The following is a 17468-nucleotide window of genomic DNA, read 5'->3' as shown; positions in this document are numbered from 1 at the left end:
CTATACTTCGGATAGATGGCGAACAGCAACCGACGGCAGTTCCTGGCCTCGCTCTCGACAGCCGCAGTCACCGTCGCCGCCGGATGTCAGAGCCCGGGTACCGTCCCCGCCGAGCACCCGGTCACCGAACCGAGAACGTCGTGGCCGACGTTCCGGGGCGGCCGGTACAACACCGGTTACACCGGCGGCGCCTCGTCGCTCGGGGCGAGTCCGTCGGTCCGCTGGACCCACGAGGCCGACGGCCCGTTCTGGGGGAGCCCGGTCGTGGCGGACGGGACCGTCTACATCGGCAGTGCGGACAACTCGCTGTACGCGCTCGACGCCGCGACGGGGACCGAGCAGTGGGCCTTCCCGACACAGCACCGCATCGAGGCGACGCCGGCCTACAGCGACGGGACCGTCTACGTCGGGTCCTACGACAAGCACCTCTACGCCGTCGACGCGGCCGGCGGGCAGGAGCGGTGGTCCCGGGCGTTCGGCGGCCTGATTCGGGGGAGTCCGACGGTGTGGGACGGTTCGGTCGTCGTCGGCGTCGGCTGCCACAATCTCGCGTGTGCGTGGTACGCCGACGAGAACGACGTTCCAGAGAACGGCTGGATATACTCGCTCGACGCGGCGACGGGGGAGACGGAGTGGCGCCACGAGGTCGGCACCGAGGTCGTGAGCAGCCCGGCCATCACCGACGAGTCCGTGTACATCGGCGCGTCGGACGGCGTCCTCTACGCACTGGACCCGATGACGGGCGACGTGACGTGGACCTACGAGACCCGGGACATGATATGGTCGAGCCCGGCCGTCGCGTACGGGACAGTGTACATCACCGACTGGAACGGGAACGTCCACGCCGTCGACGCGGCGACGGGGGACCAGGAGTGGCTCGCGGACACGGCCGGGCGGTACATCTCGGGGTCCGTCGCGGTCGACGAAGGCGCGGTGTACGTCGGCCACACGCCGTACAACACGCTCGACGACCCCACGACGAACTACGCGAAGATATTCCGGTTCGACCGCACGGACGGGACCGAGGAGTGGGCCTTCGAAACGCCGGCCCTGGAGGTCGGCAGCAGCCCGGCCGTGACGGGGGAGCGCCTCTACGTCGGGAGTCACAGGCAGACCGACGGCGACGACGTGGGGGTGCACGCGCTGACGACCGGCGGCGAGGAGGAGTGGTTCTTCGAGGTCGGGGCCCGGGGCGTCGGCTCCAGTCCGGCGCTCCTCGACGGGCGGCTGTACTTCGGCGGGACCGACGCGACAGTGTACGCCCTCGAGTAGCGCCCGGTCTACGCCTCGGGGACCTCACCGGGTGGGTACACCGTCGCCTCGTCGAGGTCCCGTATCTCGGCTTCCGGGCCGGGGGGACAGTAGGCGGCGATGAACCGGAGCGGCTCCCACGACGTGTTCATCGTGCTGTGTTCGACGCCCGCCGGGATGTAGACCATCTCGCCCGCGCTGACGGTCCGCTCCTCGTCGGCGACGGTCTGTTCGCCCTCGCCGCTGAGGAAGTAGAGTATCTCCTCGCTATCCGGATGTGTGTGTCGCTCGTGTCCCTTCCCCGGTTCGAGGAGTACGATGCCGGCGCTGAACCCTTCGGAGCCGGTGACGTCGGGGGCGTTCATCCACTTCAGGGTCCCCCAGTCTAGCTGTATCGTCTCGACGTCGTCTGGCTGGACGAATCGCTGGTCTGCTACCATAGCGTATGGTACCGAACAGCAAGATATATTAAATATTGTGGTTGGGTGGACGGTCGGGACCGGAACGCGGGACTGGAGTCCGGGACCGAAAGGCGGGGCTGAGCGGGCGACTCGCACCGGCGGTCCGGGTCCGAACCCCAATCTTGATTAGGGCTTCTGTCGTTTGTTTCAACGTACCATGGAGTTCGCACGAACCGAGTCTCTAGAGCGGTTAGAGTCGACTGTACAGAACGACGAACCGGTCATCGGGGCGGGAGCGGGGACGGGAATCTCGGCGAAGTTCGCGGAACGCGGCGGCGTCGACCTGCTCATCATCTACAACTCGGGGCGGTACCGGATGAACGGCCGCGGGTCGCTGGCGGGCTTGCTCTCGTACGGCGACGCCAACGAAATCGTCCTGGAGATGGGCCAGGAGGTCCTGCCGGTCGTCGAGGACACACCGGTCCTGGCGGGCGTCAACGGCACCGACCCGTTCCGCGAGATGGACGTCTTTATCGAGGACCTCCGGCGTCGCGGATTCTCGGGCGTCCAGAACTTCCCCACGGTCGGCCTCATCGACGAGGACAGTTCCTTCCGGAAGAACCTCGAAGAGACCGGGATGGGCTACGACAAGGAGGTCGAGATGATTCGGGAGGCCAGCGACCAGGGGATGCTCACCTGTCCGTACGTCTTCAACGAGGCCCAGGCCCGCGAGATGACCGAGGCGGGTGCCGACGTCGTCGTCTCGCACATGGGCCTGACCACCTCGGGCGACATCGGGGCGGAGACCGCCCTGAGCCTGGACGAGGCCGCCGAGCGCGTGCAGGCCCACCATGACGCCGCCAAGAGCGTCGACGACGACGTGATGGTCATCTGCCACGGCGGCCCCATCGCCTGGCCCGAGGACGCCCAGTACGTCCTCGACAACACCGAGGGCGTCGTCGGCTTCTTCGGCGCGTCCAGCATCGAGCGCCTCGCCACCGAGGACGCAATCGAGAAGCAGGCACGCGAGTTCAAGGACATCACCGTCTCATGAGCCGACCGACACGAGCGGGGTGGCCGCGATGAGCGTCGTCATCGTCGGCACGCTCGATACGAAAGGCGAGGAAATCGGCTTCGCACGCGACGTCATGGAGGCCCAGGGCGTCGACGTCCACGTGATGGACGTGGGCGTGATGGGCGACCCGGAAATCGATCCGGACACCACCGCGGCGGAGGTCGCGGAGGCCGGGGGGTCGTCGCTCGACTCGCTCCGCGAGGACGGGGACCGTGGCGTGGCGATGGAGGTCATGGGCGACGGCGCGGCGGCCATCGCGTCGCGGCTCCACGAGGCGGGCACCCTCGATGGTATCCTCGGCCTCGGCGGGTCGGGGAACACGTCTATCGCCACGAGCGCGATGCGTGCCCTGCCCGTGGGCGTCCCGAAACTCATGGTCTCGACGATGGCCTCGGGCGACACCGAGCCCTACGTCGGGGCCACCGACATCGCGATGCTGTACTCCGTCGCCGACATCGAGGGGCTGAACCAGCTCTCGCGGACGGTCATCGCCAACGCGGCGCTGGCGATGGTGGGCATGGTCGCCAACGACCCCGGCGTGGAGCTGTCGGACAAGCCGACAATCGGCCTCACGATGTTCGGCGTCACCACCCCGTGCGTCCAGGCGGCACGGGAGGTGCTGGAGGACCGTGGGTACGAGACCATCGTCTTCCACGCGACCGGGACCGGCGGCCGAGCGATGGAGAACCTGATTCGCGAGGGCGTCATCGACGGCGTCCTCGACGTGACGACGACGGAGTGGGCGGACGAACTCGTCGGCGGAGTCCTCTCTGCCGGTCCTGACCGACTCGACGCCGCAGCCGAGATGGGGGTCCCGCAGGTCGTCGCCCCCGGCGCGCTCGACATGGTCAACTTCGGCCCGCGCGATTCCGTGCCGGACGAGTTCGAGGGCCGGACATTCCACGTTCACAACCCCCAGGTGACGCTGATGCGGACGACGCCCGAGGAGAACGCCGAACTCGGGCGGATTATCGCGGCGAAGCTCAACGACGCGACCGGGCCGACGGCGCTCGCGCTTCCGCTGGGCAGCGTCTCGATGCTCGACGAAGACGGTGCGGCGTTCGACGACCCCGAGGCCGACGCGGCGCTGTTCGACGCGCTCCGTGCCAACGTCGACGAGTCGGTCGAACTCATCGAGTCCGAGGCCGACATCAACGACGAGGCGTTCGCACGGCTGCTTGCGGAGCAACTCGACGCGTACATGCGCGATACCACACGCAACTGATTCCAGGGGCCCGGCCACTCGGCGCTCGTGACGATAGCGGACGACCGACGACGGCCGCCGCCACTGACCGGTCCGAGTCCGGTGACGCCGGACGGGGATGGTCCCGGAATATACCAGGGACGCCCCGTATTTCCTTCAGATATACGCTTTTGGGCCAAATCCGGGTTCGCTCATCACGAAAAACACACCGTATACCTAATATTTGAATCCATTTCCCCTCCACTGAGGCGTAAACGGAACACTGTGAGTCGTCTTTGTCTCTCTTTGTTAGCTTTTGCCACTGATTTGTGGCCCCGTGAGTCGCTGGTCTTCCGCACGTACGGTATTCAGTCACGACTCGACGGGATGGTGGCACGTTCCGTCCGTCCGTCGTCGCGGCACGTCCCGCCATATCACGTGCTATCTGGTTTTCTAACTACCTGGCATCTTCTTGCTGAGGACGACACGTCGCCACACACGCCGGCGACTCGTTTCGGCCACCCACTCGGAACGCCGTTTTCACACGTAATGTGCAGGAATCAATAGCTTCATTAAATGTTAGACGTGTGAATAAATATGCACTCGGAACGTGGCCAGGCGAAGGCCGACCAGCCCATCGAGCGACACCTCCGGGAAGCCTACGAGCACGCGGAGGACGACGAGGTTCTCTACCACCTGCGCGAAGCACTCCAGATTCTCTACGGGAGACAGGACTAGCCTCAAACGGCCGCGAGCCGGGGACTGCCCCGCTCGGCAAGAACATCGTACTTGTCTGCGCCACAACAGTACACGCGCCCACTGTGGCGTCCGGCGTGTCAGCGCGAAGTCTGGTGGGTGGAACCGCTCGTCATCCGGGCGTTAGTCACTGTACGTAGCTATCAGTTCGCGGAGTGACTGCTCGGTTTGGCCGCCCCGGAGCTGTTTCACCGGCTGGCCGTCAGCGAACAGAACGAACGTGGGCGTGCTCTGGGCACCGAACTTGATCGCGGTTTCGAGGTGCGATTCGATGTCGACCGTCACGACTGTCGCATCCGTGTCTACTGCGAGCGTTTCGAGCGTCGGCTTCATTCGCTGGCACGTGCCACACCACTCCGTAAAGAACTCTACGAGGGTGAGGCCGGTGTCCCCGACGACCGATTCGATATCATCGTCGCCAAGCGAAATCACACTCCCTGTCTCCGGTATCTCGATTGCCATTGTACACTCTACGCGCTGAGGGTTTAATAGACTTGTGCATATTGAACAAGACTATATTGTGACTGTGAGAAATTCGACTGGTGGGAGACATATCGCCACGGGAGACGGGCCAGCGGTTGGCCGTTACTGGGACCGACCGTCGGTCCGTTCCCGACCGACCGCGCCTGCAAGCGCCAGCAGATAGCCCAGCCCGTACTGGACATCCGGGTCACGCAGCCCGCGAAGCAGGCCGACAGCCCCGACCTGCTCTGGCGATTTCCGCTCCGCGTCACCGAGGCCCTCTAGCAGGGTTTCGATGCCAGCACGAGTGTCGTCGTCCGACGCCGTCTGTGCGAGTTCGCCGACTCCGGCTCCGGTGCCGGCCAGCGACGTGACCATCTCGTCGTTGAGCGCCGCGGACGCCAGCGACCCGACCTCGGCGAGTTCGGCCAGTTCGTCGAGCGTGCCGCTCCGCTGGAGCGCCAGCAGCGTGTCGAGTGCCGCACGCAGGTCGTCGCCGTTCTCGCCGATTCGCTCGGCCAGCGCCACGGTCTCGTCGGTCGCAAGCCCGTCGGCGGACTCTGCCAGCGTCGCCCCCGTCGCCGATAGCTCCCGGACCATCTCGTCGTCGAGCGCGCTCTCGCCCAGCGAGAGCACGGCCAGTAGCTCGTTGACGGCGTCGAGGCGGTCCACGAAATCGGCAACAGCTTCGGGGTTCTGTTCGATTGCCGATTCGAGCTCGGTCCGTTCGGATACCCGTTCCTCGGACATGGTCAGAGCAGACCTCGCGCAGTGAGCCAGTAGGACTCGTTGTACGCCAGCTTCGACCAGTGGAGCTTCTCCGACGGCGGCGCGGGCGACGGGGGCGACTCGTAGTCGAACTCGACGAACGACGCCGCGTCCATCCCCGTCTCGATGAAGCACAGCGTCTTCCCGTCGTAGGTTGCCGTCGCCGGACGGCCCCGAATCTCGCTGGCGAGGCGCTGCCCGACGACGCCGGCCTGGTAGTGAGCGACGCTGCCCGCGTTGGGGACGCCGGTGGCGGCGGCGTCGCCGAGCGCGTAGACGTTCTCGGCGGCCTCGGCTTCGAGCGTGTGCTTGTCGACGTCGACCCAGCCGTCGTCGCCGAGGCCAGCCGCCTCGACCAGGTCGGTGCCGGCGTGGGGTGGAATCGTCACGAGGAGGTCGTAGTCGAGTTCGGTCCCCTCCATCGACGTGATGGTCTCCGCCTCGGGGTCGACCGACTCGGCGTTGAAGAACGTCTCCACCTCGATATCGCGTTCTTCCATGATGGGGCGCGCCCACTCGGCGATGTGGGGGTTCCCGTGGACGCGCTGAATCGGGTACGTGTACGTGATATCGACCTCCTCGCGGAGACCGCGCTCGCGGAACCAGTCGTCGGCCATCATCACGAACTCGAGTGGCGCCGCCGGACACATGTGCGGCGTCCCGATGACGCTCAACACCAGGTCGCCCTCCGTGAACGCCAGCAGTTCATCGCGCAGTTCGGTTGCCCCCGACTCGCTGTAGTAGTCGTGTCCGCCCTCCCGGAGACCGGGAATCCGGTCGGGCTGCAGCGTCGACCCGGTCGCCACTACGAGGTAGTCGTAGCCGACCGAGCCGGCACTCCCGTCGAACTGGAGCCGCTGGGCCTCGGTGTCGATGTCGGACACGCGGTCGAGTTGCAGGTCGACTGCGTCGGCGACCAGCTCGTCGAGCGGACGCCGCCCATCGTCCGGTTCGCGTTGGCCGAACGGGACGTACAGCCAGACCGGTTTATAGACGTGCTCGGGGTCGTCGTTTACTAGCGTGACGCGGACGTCACCGGTGTCGAGCTCCGGTTCAAGCCGGTCCGCGAGGTCGTTCGCGAGGACAGTTCCACCGGTCCCGCCGCCGAGGATGACGACGTGCTCGGTCATGCTTTCTCCACGTAGAACGCATTGTAGTCATCGCGCTCCTCGACAGCTATCAGCTCGTTGCCGGCTTCGTCAGTCCATTCGGGGACGTCCGTGAGTGACTGGTCGTTGTCGCTCAGGAGCCGGACCACGTCGCCGGATTCGGCACTCCGGACCTTTCCGATGAGGTCCATCAATGGACCAGGACAGGCCGCGCCTCTGGCATCGACGGTCTCGTCAGGTTCGATGTCGGTCATAGATATCTCACAGTCGGTAGTTGGTGCTCGACTGTATTAGTATTGTGTGAATATTCCAAGATTGTGAAAACCCCCATACAGGACGGTCAATGAGCGGGAGCTGGAGACTCTCAGGAACGCGGGAGGCTTACCGCTCGAACACGAGCCCGTAGTGATACGGTGGGAGATCAACATGCCGACGGAACACGAACTCCGACGCCGAACGCACGGTCTCTTGGGTGTCTCCGGGCGTCATTCGACGTCCCGTCGGGGGCCCACGGGGCTCTGCCTCCACGGTCGTCGTTTCGCGCGGCCGCTCGTGCCAGTTGATGATTGCCAGCTCCCCGCCGGGTTCGATTACTTGGAAGGCGTTCCGGACGAACCCCGCCTGGTCGTCGATTCCGTGGAACGTGTTTGCTACGACCAGTGTGTCGACACGTTCCGGGAGGACTGCGGTCAGGTTACGCGCGTCGCCGTGAACCGGGACGACGTTCTCGATGTCCTGCTGGTCTGCGAGGTGCTCCAGTTCGGCGAGTAGTTCCTCGTCGAGGTCCAGCGCGTACACCGATCCGGGCTCGACGATACGGGCGGCCGGCAACGCGAAGTACCCGCTTCCGCATCCCACTTCGGCGACCGATTCGTCAGCCCCGATGCCGAGGCTCCGAAGTGTCGCACCGGGCGTCGGCCAGAGCTTGCTCCACCAGTCCCAGTCGGGCTGGCCGGTGTTCTGGAACCGCTCCATCGCTATCGGGATGTGTCGATGCCCAGCAGACGGTACAGGGGACACACTCGAACGAGTCCAGTCCCGACGAGGATGAGGGCCGCTGCAGCCAGAATCGTGCCAACCACCATCCCCAACTCCAAGAGCCCGCCGAGTGTGGCCATACCGATGACCCCCACTGCGAGTCCCACGATAATCCGAGTCCGCCTGTCTGTCACTCCAATATTGTGCTTTATATCCACAAGTACACAATAAAGATACCTAAGTCTTTCCCGACGGGCGGCCTGATGCTGGAGACACTCTGACAGCCACTCCATCACGTCTCGACGCGCCACTGGTCCAATATAGTCGTATTACTTCGTTATATAAATATAAAACGCGTGGAAAACATGTAAAAAGTGTATATTTACAATCCCAATCAAAAATTAGGTCCTGCGAGCCGAAAAACAATCATATCAAGCAAATAATGAGTCTATATAGCTGTTTGATACCCTCAGAACGCGAACCGACAGGTATTCTCTGAGCTAGCCCTGGTAAAACGCGATGGATAACACGAGTACATCTGTTATATTTTTGTTGACGAGACGCCACGTACAATCTAGATTCCATACGGTAGTAGCGAGAACCCTATCCGCTACTACCGGAGACAGTCGTCTGCTACTATGATAGTATTTTCCAGACCACGGTTACTGCGGAGGAGTTCTATGGAGTGACGTACCACCTCGTGTGCGGACTGTTCCCATCGTTTGGTTACTTGCTGCCCGTGAATCACCTCTTGCGCCGAGACAGTGGTTCGTTACATGCGCTACGATAGCACTGGCCATTAGGCCCTGTCTCGACATCCGGACCCGATTTTGAGTTACTGTGGTAAGCTTTCCGCCAATATCGGATGCTCTCGAATGGCGGTATGGCTGTCTATCTGAATTAGATTACGAGCTGATGGTATCACTCGGTTCCTGACTGTCTCTATCGTCGCTCAGCCCGTATTTAGTGTGTTACCAGGGATTCTTCTGTCTGTAGTCACACCCAGTCGGTGGATGGTCCCTCTCCGGTATTATCGGATTCCTGGTGGGGGCGAGGTTCCCTTTCTCGAAAACGAAAATGACCGGGGAGTGGATTGCGGTCGACGCCGGCTACCTGACAGCCTGGGTCACACCATCCGATACACTTCGTCCATCCACTGGTCGTCCGTGTCGACGAGGATAGGGGCCATCACCTCGTCCCAGTCCGCTTGCGCGTCGCTCTCGGCCATGACCTCTTTGACGACTTCTGGGTTCTCTACGTCGAGAAATCCGAAGACGTGGCCGTCTTTCTCGAAGACGCTGTACGTCTCGATACCTGCGCCGGAGTCGAGGTAGGCCGCCTCCAGCGCCTCGGGTACGTTCTCGTGCTCTTCTCGGTACGCCTCGCGCTGCCGTCCTCGATACGGAGGTGGAACGCTATTCGCGCCATACACCGACCCAGTTCACCGGCGCTCGGCTTAGTGCTTTTTCGATACGGTTTGGGAGTCCGACCGGCGAGCCGGCGGATGTGACTTCCCGACAAATCCTTCCCGTGGCACGTCCGATTGGACCTCCCGCGAGGGTGGTCCGGTTCTATTCGGCCAGCAGTTCGATGGGGTGGCGCGGCTGGCGTTCGAGGAGCGCGTCGATCTGTTCGAGACAGGAGGTGCCGCTGGCGACGACGGGTCGCTCCTCGACGCCGTCCTCGCGCAGTTGCGTCCGGAGTCGGTCGCCGACGTCCATGCTGAGTTCGTAGTAGTCGGACTTGTAGCCGAAACTCCCGGCCATGCCGCAACACTCCACGTCGGACGTGGTCACGTCGTAGCCACAGTCTTCCAGGACGGCGACTGTGTGGGCTTCTAGGCCGAGCGTTCGTTGCTGGCAGTGGCTGTGGTAGGCGATTTCGCCACCCTCGACGGTCGAGAGAGCGCCCACGTCGGCCCCGTTGTCGAGCAGGCCGTAGACGTACTCGAACACCTCGTAGCTGTTCTCAGCGAGGTCGGTAAACGCTCGGTCGTTGAGGAGTCGTTCGTACTCGCGCGTGAACATCGCGTGGTCGCTGGGTTCGACGACGACCACGTCTCGCCCGTCGTCGATATGTGGGGCGAGGGCGTCGACGACCCGTTCGGCGTGGTCGGTCGCCGTCGCAACCATTCCCTGTGACAGGGGCGCGCGGCCGCTAGACGCCGTCGGCGGCACGACCACGTCGACTCCCAGCGCTTCGAGCACCTTCACGGCGGCTTTGCCACGGTCGACCTGGACGTGGTTCGTGTAGAGGTCGGGGTACAGCACCGCCCGGCGGTCGGGGTCTTCGACCTGTGATTCCCGCGTTTCGAACCACTCGACGAGCGTCTCGCGCTCGAAGGTCGGGAGGTCGCGTCGTGGGTCGATACCCAGCACGCGTTCCATGGCCTGGCGCGAGACGCTCGTGTCGGCGAGCCAGTTCGACACCGGGGCGGTGGCGCTGCCGAGTTTCGCTATCGTCTCGAAGTTGCCGAAGAAGCGTTTCTGGAGGGGCGCGCCGCCGTCTTCTTGGTCGGGCGTAAGGCCGTCGACGAGCCAGTCGCCGGGGGTGTCTTTGTCACGGTTGATGCGGTCGCGGACGACGGTGTTTATCCAGGGGATGTCGATGCCGACCGGGCAGGCGTTCACACAGCGGGTGCAGCCGGTACAGAGGTCGTTGAACTCGGCGGCGGTGTCGAGGCCTTCGATGCCGGCTTCCCAGCCGGTGGCGATGCCGCCGGAATAGGTTTCGCCGCCGAAGGCGTGGCCGCCGACGCTCTGGAAGTTGGCACAGGAGTTCGAGCAGGCCGAGCAACGGATGCAGTACAACGTCTCGCGGAGGTCGTCGTCTTCGCGCATGTCGAGGCGGCCGTTGTCGATGAGCACGAGGTGGAACTCGCGGTCGTTGTCGAACTCGGAGAGCGGTGTCTCGTCGTCGGTGAAGTCGACGACCGGGGTGTCGACGGGCGGAGTTAGCAGTGAGACGTAGGAGGTGATGTCCTGGCCCGTGCCCGAGCGGCCGATGAGTTCGACGAACGGGTGGAGGTCTTCGACGGTGGGGATGATTTTCTCGACACCGGCGACGGCGACGTGGGTGTCGGTGGCGGCGACGGTCTTGCGGGCGTTGCCCTCGCTGGTCACCAGGGCCATCGTCCCGGTGTCAGCGGTGACGAAGTTCGCGCCGGTGATGCCGACCTGGGCGTCGATTATCTGCTCACCGAGCTTTTCGCGGGCAAAGTGGGTCAGTTCCTCGGCGGTTTCGAGGGGTTCCTCGGGGTCGAAGCGCTCGTTGAACAGCTCTGCGATGCTCTCGCGGGATTTGTGAATGGCGGGGGCGACGATGTGGGAGGGGGCTTCGTCGGCGACCTGGAGGACCCACTCGCCGAGGTCGGTTTCGACGACGTCGACGCCGTCGGCTTCGAGCGCGTCGTTGACCTCGATTTCCTCGCTGGTCATGGACTTGCTTTTGACGACGCGGTCGGCGTCGCGGTCGGCGACGACGTTGCGGATGTAGTCGTTGGCGTCGGCGGCGTCGTCGGCGATGTAGACCGTCCCACCGTTGGCTTCGACGGTTTCGGTCAGTTGGTCGAGGAGTTCGGGGAGGTCCGCGATGGCGTCTTCTTTGATGGCGCGGGCTTGGGATTTCAGGTCTTCGTAGTCTTCCAGGTCGGCGACGGAGTCGTAGCGGCCGTCGTTGAAGCCCTGTGTGTTTTGGGCGATTGCGGCGCCCTCGGTGCGCATCAGTTCGCGGAGTTCGTCGGCTTTTGACATGGTCACTCGGCCTCCTCGACGAGGATGACGTGGACGTCCTTGGGTCCGTGTGCACCCTTGACGAGCGCGCCCATGTCGGCCGTCGCGCTGGGTCCGGTCGCGAGAATGGCGCTCTCGCCGGTTTCGTTGAACCGCTCATCCAGCTCGGCGATTGCGGTGTCCATGTCCGGTTGGATGTCGGCCTCGTGGAGGATGGCGACGTGACGTTCGACGAAGAGGCTCACGAGTTCGCTGGCCTGTTCTGTCATCGTCAGGACGAGCGAGCCGTAGTCGCCGACGCCGAGTTGAGCGCTGGTGACGCCGGTGGTCGCCTCGCGGAGTTCGACCGGTGTCGGGTCCACTGTGACCGGCGTCTCCGCGAGCGACACCGCCTCGCTGCCGACCGAATCGTCGAGAGCGACCCCGACCGCGGGCTCGGTAATCGCCTCCGTCACAGCCGCTTCGAGTTCGGACTCGGTCGTGGCGGTGACGGTCACACCCAACGCCTTGAGAGCGCCCTCGAACGACGCGCGCTTGCTTTCCATCTGTGTTCTAACCGAAAACCCACACCATCATTTATTTTTTGTCTTAAACGAACACGAAGCACCATGTTCGGGCGAGACTCACGACCCCATCTGCCGTTACTGCGGGGTAGGACTGCTGTAGGTTGGTGAGAGAACATACGTCCCGATGGACCTCTCTGAGTCGACAATAGTCCAATCTAGTTGTACTACACCCTCATCTCGATGTAGAGACGTCTTGTATCTGACCACAATATGACGAGACATACCGACGCAGAATTCACGACGATATTTGTCTTCATACTGGGAGTATTCACTCACAGATAGCCGATACTTCGGCGTTTTTACGAGTATCTGGAACCTTTCGGATAGAGTTCCATATCCGAGTGCTGGTAGGCGCGCTTGTTGTCGCTGTCCCGGCCCAACTGTGTACCCTTACCGCTCGGTCCGTTCTGCTGGAAAGAACAGTCGCCGTCTACCGACCCGAACGACGACACCTGGCCGTCCGTCCTTGGTGCCGACGTGCTCAGTCGATATGGCCGGAGACACGAGCCGCTCCCGGCGGCGAACCCGGGTCGAGAACGCAGTCGTTCCCGCTCCATTGTGACGGTCCAGTGACGATTGGCTAACAGTAGTACGTCCGTTATTCCAGAAGCGGTCAGTTCGACGTGAGGTCGACCTGGATGGACTTCGTCGTGCTGAGCACCTGCCCGGTGATGTCCTCCCTGAGGTAGCGCCCGTTCAAGCGCTCGACGGGGCCACAGACGCCCAGCGCAGCGACGCGGTCGCCGCCGACTTCCGAGAGCGGCGCGGCGACCCCGATGATGCCTTCGTACTGTTCTCCTCTACAGAACGCGATACCGTCGTCGCGGACCCGACGCAGCTCCGCGGTGAGTTCGTCCGGGTCGACGATGGTCGCGCTGGTCGGCGCGACCAGGTCGGTTTCGCTGAGAATCGCGTCGACGCGGTCGCTCGGGAGCGATGCCAGCAGTGCCTTCCCCGGGGCGTTGACGTGGAGCGGCAGCCGCTCGCCCGTGCGGAACGGGACTGACCAGCCGTCCTCTGGTTCCGCTATCGACACCGGGACGCCGGCCGTTTCTTCGAGGACCAGCAGCGTCGCCGTCTCCCCGGTCGCCGCCGCGAGGTTGTCCAGTTGCTCTTTGGCCGCCTGATAGAAACTGAGTCCCTCGCGCGTTCGCTCACCGAGGGCAAGCGGGCGAAGGGACGGCTCGTACTTCTCTCCACGCTTGACCACGTATCCGGCCGCGCGCAGCGTCGAGAGATGGTTGTGTGCCACGCTCTTCGAAACGCCGACCGTGTCCGACAGCGCCGTGACGCCGACCGGACCGGCCGCGTCGACGAGCGCCTCGAGGATAGCCACAGAGGTCTGGGTCGCTTCGACCGCATACCGTGGTTCGTCAGCCATACCGGCGCTACACCCGGTGGCGTGAAAAGCTTGTTCACTAGAGCAGAACAACCGGCGGTTCGGGACGGGTCAGTGCGCCGAATTATACATTATTTTTTGATTTAGACTGGGTTACTACGCCGCTCGAACGGCGAAATTAAACCGTTCTACTCTACAGAACGACTTTGTACACTCCAGAGACGAGTCGAAAATACGGAGAAGTGAAACCGTTCAGGCCGTCCAGGCGGCTTCCGGCGTCTCGCGGTCGTGGACGATTCGGCGGAGCGCGGCCACGACGGCGGCCGGGTCCTCCGTCTGCCAGACGCTCCGTCCCATCACGAGACCACGGGCCCCGGCCGCCATCGCGCCGGCGACGTCGTCAAGCATCGCCCGAACGGAGCCGCCGGACGGGCCGCCGAGTATCATGACCGGGACCGGCGCGTTCTCGACGATGGGTTCGAACGAGTCGCGGTCGCCGGTGTACGGTGCTTTGAGTATATCCGCGCCGAGTTCCCACCCGATACGGCAGGCGTTGGCGACGTACTCGGCGTCCGTTTCGAACCGGTCGGGGACCTGGTTCCCCCACATGACCGTCTCGACGATGTGGGGGACGCCCGTCCCCCGCAGGGACTCGGTGATGTCCGTGATGTAGTCGACGTTTCGCTCGAAGGACTGGCTGTCCTGCCGACCGAAGGCGAGCACCGACTTGACGCCGACGGGGTCACATGCCAGCAGCCGGTCGGTGTCGAAGGCGCGCCGCTGGACCCACGGACCGACGTCCTCGCCGGGGCGACTCGACGGGGAGACGAAGTCGGCGGTCACGAGGACGTCCGTCGACGACGCGGCGAGGGTGTCGGCGAACCGCTCGGCGAAGTACGGTCCGACGAGCACGCCGTCCGGCTCGCCCGCGAGCACTGCATCGAGCGTGGCCTGTGGGTCCTCGAACCCGTCGATTGCGCCCATTCCGATACCGTGGTCGAGCGCGACCACGACCGCGTTCCCGGACTCGGTATCGAGCAGGTCGGACGCGCTCACTCGCCATCCCCCGGGATGACCACCTTCTTCAGCCCTTCGGCGTTGCCCATCCGCTCGAACGCCGTCGGGAGGTCGTCGAGCCCGATGCGCTCGGTGATGAGCGTCTCGGCGTCGATGCGGCCGTGCCGGAGCAGCGTTATCGCCCGCTCGAAGTCCTCGGTCGTCAGCGAGAAGGACCCGCGGTAGTCCACCTCGTCGAAGAAGACGTCGAACGGACTGATTTCCATCGTCGCCTCCTGGTCGGGGACGCCGAAGATGAGCGTCGACCCGCCGGGGGCGGTCACGGCGTTGGCCTGCTTGATTGTCGGGACCAGTCCGATGGCCTCGGCACCGACGTCGACCGGCCCGCCGGCTGCCTCGGGAATTGCCTCCTCCGGGTCCGCTTCCTCGGGGTCGACGACGGCGTCCGCGCCGAGGTCGGCGGCCAGCTCGCGCCGCTCGTCGTCGAGTTCGGAGACGACGATGGGCGCGGCGCCGGCGTTGCGGAACGCCTGGAGCAGGAGGAGGCCGATGGGGCCGGCACCGATGATGCCGACGCTGTCGCCGGGCGTGATATCGGCCTCTTCGACGCCGTGGACACAGCAGGCGAGTGGTTCGGCGAGGGCGGCCCGCTCGAACGACATCTCGCCGATGTCTTCGACGTTGATGGCCGGCACGCGGACGTACTCGGCGAAGGCACCGTCGAGGATGGTGTCGCCGGCACCGCCGATGCTCGTGTTGTTCTCACAGAGGTGCGTCGCCCCCTTCTTGCAGTACGAACAGGCGTTACAGGGCACCGTGGGGTTGATTGCGACGCGGTCGCCGACCGCGAACTGGTCGACGTCGGCACCGACCTCCGCGACGGTCCCGGCACCCTCGTGGCCCAGGACCAGCGGCGTCTCGGCGGCGAAGGTGCCGTGGTACATATGGTAGTCGGTCATACAGACGCTGCAGGCACCGACCTGGACGAGGACCTCGTCGTCGTCCGGCTCCGGCCGGTCGCGCTCCTCGACGGTGATTTCGCCGACGTCGGTCAGTGTGCTCGCGCGCATCAGTTCCCCTCCGGCGGTCGGGCCGCGGTCGTCGCTGCAACGGTACTCCGGTCGTGCGTTGGTGTGGGTCGGGTCATGAGTGGTCGGGCCGGAGCCCGCCGTCGCCGCCAGACTGGCCGGACACGGCGGGCTCGGCGTCGGTCCGTACCCTCGATGTTTTCGGACCGCGTATTAAAATCTTGCCACGGACTCCCGCAGTCGGGAGCGTACCGAGCGCGGGCCCACGTGGTCGGCCCGGTGCTCTGGCAGCGAAGTTGGTATTCTACCTTACAGATGATTACCTTTATTATGCATCGGTAAGTCGGTAGTGACGAGGCAAACTCGCATGACCAACTCCAACAGGCGGACGTTCCTGAAAGCGACAGGTGTCGGACTACTCGGCGGTCTCGCTGGCTGTACCCGCGGGGGCAATAGCTCGGGCGGCAGCGGGAGCGACGGTTCGAGCGACGGCAGCGACGGCGGCACCAGCACCGACGGCAGCGACGGCGAACTCGCGATTCCGCTCAGCGAGTACGAGGACGCCGACATCGACTGGCGACAGTTCGAGGGCTCCTCGATAAACATCGGGGCCGTCCAGCACCCTTGGGTCTCGGCCATCAAGCCCGCGGTCCCTGTTTTCGAAGAACTGACTGGCATCGACGTGGTCTGGAACGTCCTGCCCGAACAGCAGTTCCGGACAAAGCGCCAGACAGACGTCAGCACCGGTGCCGGGCAGTTCGACGTCTTCTACATGGACCAGGTCGTCAACCAGTTCCGCGAGGAGGGCTGGATTCAGCCCCTCGACCCGTTCTTCGAGGACGACAGCCTCTTCGACGAGGACTGGTACGACACCGACGACCTCTTCGAGGCGTCGCGGTGGCAGGCCCACGGCGGCGGCTACAGTGACACCTGGACCGGGATGCCCATCACCGTCGAGGTCCAGACGCAGTTCTACCGCAAGGACCTCTACGAGAAACACGACCTGGAGGTCGCGGAGACGCTCGAAGAGTTCCGCCAGAACGCCCAGACCATCCACGAGAACGAGTCGGACGTCGTCGGCACCGTCGGCCGTGGCGACAAGGGCTACGGGATGAACATCTACATCCTGAACACGTTCCTGCGTGAGTTCGGGTCCTCGCTGTGGTCCGAGTTCCCGACTGACTCCGGACTCGACACCGACGGCGTCATCAACGCGGCGGAGTGGTACGTGAGCCTGCTCCAGGACTACGGCCCGGAGGGCGCGTCGACACAGACCTGGTCGGACGTCCTCTCGACGATGCAGGAGGGCCGCGCCGGCCACATCGTCGCCGACGCGAACCTGTTCTGGCCCGGCCTGACCGGCCCCGACTCGTCGGTCGCCGACGACATCGGCATCGCCAAGGTGCCCAGCCCGGCCGACGGCCAGTTCTCGCCCAACGCGTTCAACTGGCAGATATCCACGTCCAAGAACGCACAGAACTCCGAACAGGCGTTCCTGTTCATGGTGTGGGCGTCCTCGCAGCCGACCAACACCTGGATGCACGTCGAGGGCGACGCCGCCTTCTCCGTCCGGCAGTCCGTCTGGGAGAACGACGAGTTCCGCTCGCGCGTGGGCGAGAACTTCGCGCAGGTCACGCTCGAATCCCTGCAGGAAGCCGCGCCGGACCCCTTCGACCGGAAGTACCCGCAGTGGGGCCAGCGCTACTCCGAGGAACTGCAACGGGCCATCGCCGGCCAGAAGACCGCCGAGGAGGCGATGACGCAGGCCGCGTCCATCGCGGAAGACATCTACAGCAATTAAGTT

The 17468-nt window shown here is 64.4% G+C and carries 17 protein-coding genes and 1 pseudogene; 5 read left to right on the top strand and 13 right to left on the bottom strand.

The window, feature by feature from the left end:
- Positions 1-15: 15 nt before the first annotated feature.
- Positions 16-1272: a beta-alanine-activating enzyme beta-propeller domain-containing protein gene (locus VI123_RS12405; RefSeq protein WP_336338376.1), complete on the top strand. Its 1257-nt coding sequence runs from the start codon at positions 16-18 to the stop codon at positions 1270-1272.
- Between the two features lie 8 nt (positions 1273-1280).
- Here VI123_RS12405 and VI123_RS12400 read toward each other — a convergent pair whose 3' ends face one another.
- The gene (locus tag VI123_RS12400; protein WP_336338375.1) at positions 1281-1691 is read right to left on the bottom strand and encodes a cupin domain-containing protein; all 411 of its coding nucleotides are present in this window, start codon (positions 1689-1691) and stop codon (positions 1281-1283) included.
- A 178-nt stretch (positions 1692-1869) separates the two neighbouring features.
- On the opposite strand from VI123_RS12400, the gene VI123_RS12395 reads away from it, so the two are divergent.
- From VI123_RS12395 to VI123_RS12385, 3 genes are all read left to right on the top strand, one after another.
- Positions 1870-2706 (top strand): phosphoenolpyruvate hydrolase family protein, encoded by an 837-nt coding sequence (locus VI123_RS12395; protein ID WP_336338374.1) that lies wholly within the window; start codon positions 1870-1872, stop codon positions 2704-2706.
- Positions 2707-2734: 28 nt separating this feature from the next.
- Positions 2735-3952, top strand: coding sequence for a Tm-1-like ATP-binding domain-containing protein (locus tag VI123_RS12390; RefSeq protein WP_336338373.1), 1218 nt, complete (start codon positions 2735-2737; stop codon positions 3950-3952).
- Positions 3953-4507: 555 nt separating this feature from the next.
- The gene (locus VI123_RS12385; protein WP_336338372.1) at positions 4508-4648 is read left to right on the top strand and encodes a hypothetical protein; all 141 of its coding nucleotides are present in this window, start codon (positions 4508-4510) and stop codon (positions 4646-4648) included.
- A gap of 141 nt (positions 4649-4789) precedes the next feature.
- Here the strand turns inward: VI123_RS12385 and VI123_RS12380 are convergent, their stop codons facing one another.
- From VI123_RS12380 to VI123_RS12325, 12 genes and pseudogenes are all read right to left on the bottom strand, one after another.
- Entirely contained in the window at positions 4790-5128 is a 339-nt protein-coding gene (locus tag VI123_RS12380; protein ID WP_336338371.1) for a thioredoxin family protein, read from the bottom strand.
- A 123-nt stretch (positions 5129-5251) separates the two neighbouring features.
- Positions 5252-5878, bottom strand: coding sequence for a DUF1641 domain-containing protein (locus VI123_RS12375; RefSeq protein WP_336338370.1), 627 nt, complete (start codon positions 5876-5878; stop codon positions 5252-5254).
- A gap of 2 nt (positions 5879-5880) precedes the next feature.
- Entirely contained in the window at positions 5881-7026 is a 1146-nt protein-coding gene (locus VI123_RS12370) for an NAD(P)/FAD-dependent oxidoreductase (RefSeq protein WP_336338369.1), read from the bottom strand.
- On the bottom strand, positions 7023-7259 hold the full coding sequence (locus tag VI123_RS12365; RefSeq protein ID WP_336338368.1) for a sulfurtransferase TusA family protein: 237 nt from the start codon (positions 7257-7259) through the stop codon (positions 7023-7025). The genes VI123_RS12370 and VI123_RS12365 overlap by 4 nt, the downstream gene beginning before the upstream one ends.
- A 127-nt stretch (positions 7260-7386) precedes the next feature.
- Positions 7387-7980, bottom strand: coding sequence for a class I SAM-dependent methyltransferase (locus VI123_RS12360; RefSeq protein ID WP_336338367.1), 594 nt, complete (start codon positions 7978-7980; stop codon positions 7387-7389).
- 2 nt (positions 7981-7982) lie between these two features.
- Positions 7983-8276, bottom strand: a complete 294-nt coding sequence (locus VI123_RS12355) for a YgaP family membrane protein (protein ID WP_336338809.1) — start codon at positions 8274-8276, stop codon at positions 7983-7985.
- An 833-nt stretch (positions 8277-9109) separates the two neighbouring features.
- Positions 9110-9411: pseudogene (locus tag VI123_RS12350) on the bottom strand (L-rhamnose mutarotase).
- A 143-nt stretch (positions 9412-9554) separates the two neighbouring features.
- A complete protein-coding gene (locus VI123_RS12345) occupies positions 9555-11735 on the bottom strand; it encodes an LUD domain-containing protein (protein ID WP_336338365.1) in 2181 nt (726 codons plus the stop codon).
- A 2-nt stretch (positions 11736-11737) separates the two neighbouring features.
- A complete protein-coding gene (locus VI123_RS12340) occupies positions 11738-12259 on the bottom strand; it encodes an LUD domain-containing protein (protein WP_336338364.1) in 522 nt (173 codons plus the stop codon).
- 634 nt (positions 12260-12893) lie between these two features.
- A complete protein-coding gene (locus VI123_RS12335) occupies positions 12894-13661 on the bottom strand; it encodes an IclR family transcriptional regulator (protein WP_336338363.1) in 768 nt (255 codons plus the stop codon).
- 210 nt (positions 13662-13871) lie between these two features.
- Positions 13872-14675: a class I fructose-bisphosphate aldolase gene (locus VI123_RS12330; RefSeq protein WP_336338362.1), complete on the bottom strand. Its 804-nt coding sequence runs from the start codon at positions 14673-14675 to the stop codon at positions 13872-13874.
- Positions 14672-15706 (bottom strand): galactitol-1-phosphate 5-dehydrogenase, encoded by a 1035-nt coding sequence (locus VI123_RS12325; protein WP_336338361.1) that lies wholly within the window; start codon positions 15704-15706, stop codon positions 14672-14674. Before VI123_RS12325 ends, VI123_RS12330 begins: the two co-directional genes overlap by 4 nt.
- Positions 15707-16031: 325 nt before the next feature.
- Between VI123_RS12325 and VI123_RS12320 the strand changes: the two genes are divergently transcribed.
- A complete protein-coding gene (locus VI123_RS12320) occupies positions 16032-17465 on the top strand; it encodes an extracellular solute-binding protein (protein WP_336338360.1) in 1434 nt (477 codons plus the stop codon).
- Positions 17466-17468: the final 3 nt, after the last annotated feature.

It is taken from the genome of Haloarcula sp. DT43, assembly GCF_037078405.1.
Classification (GTDB): Archaea; Halobacteriota; Halobacteria; order Halobacteriales; family Haloarculaceae; genus Haloarcula; species Haloarcula brevis.
Note: the sequence above shows the minus strand (reverse complement) of the source record. Positions and strands in the feature narration are given on the sequence as shown.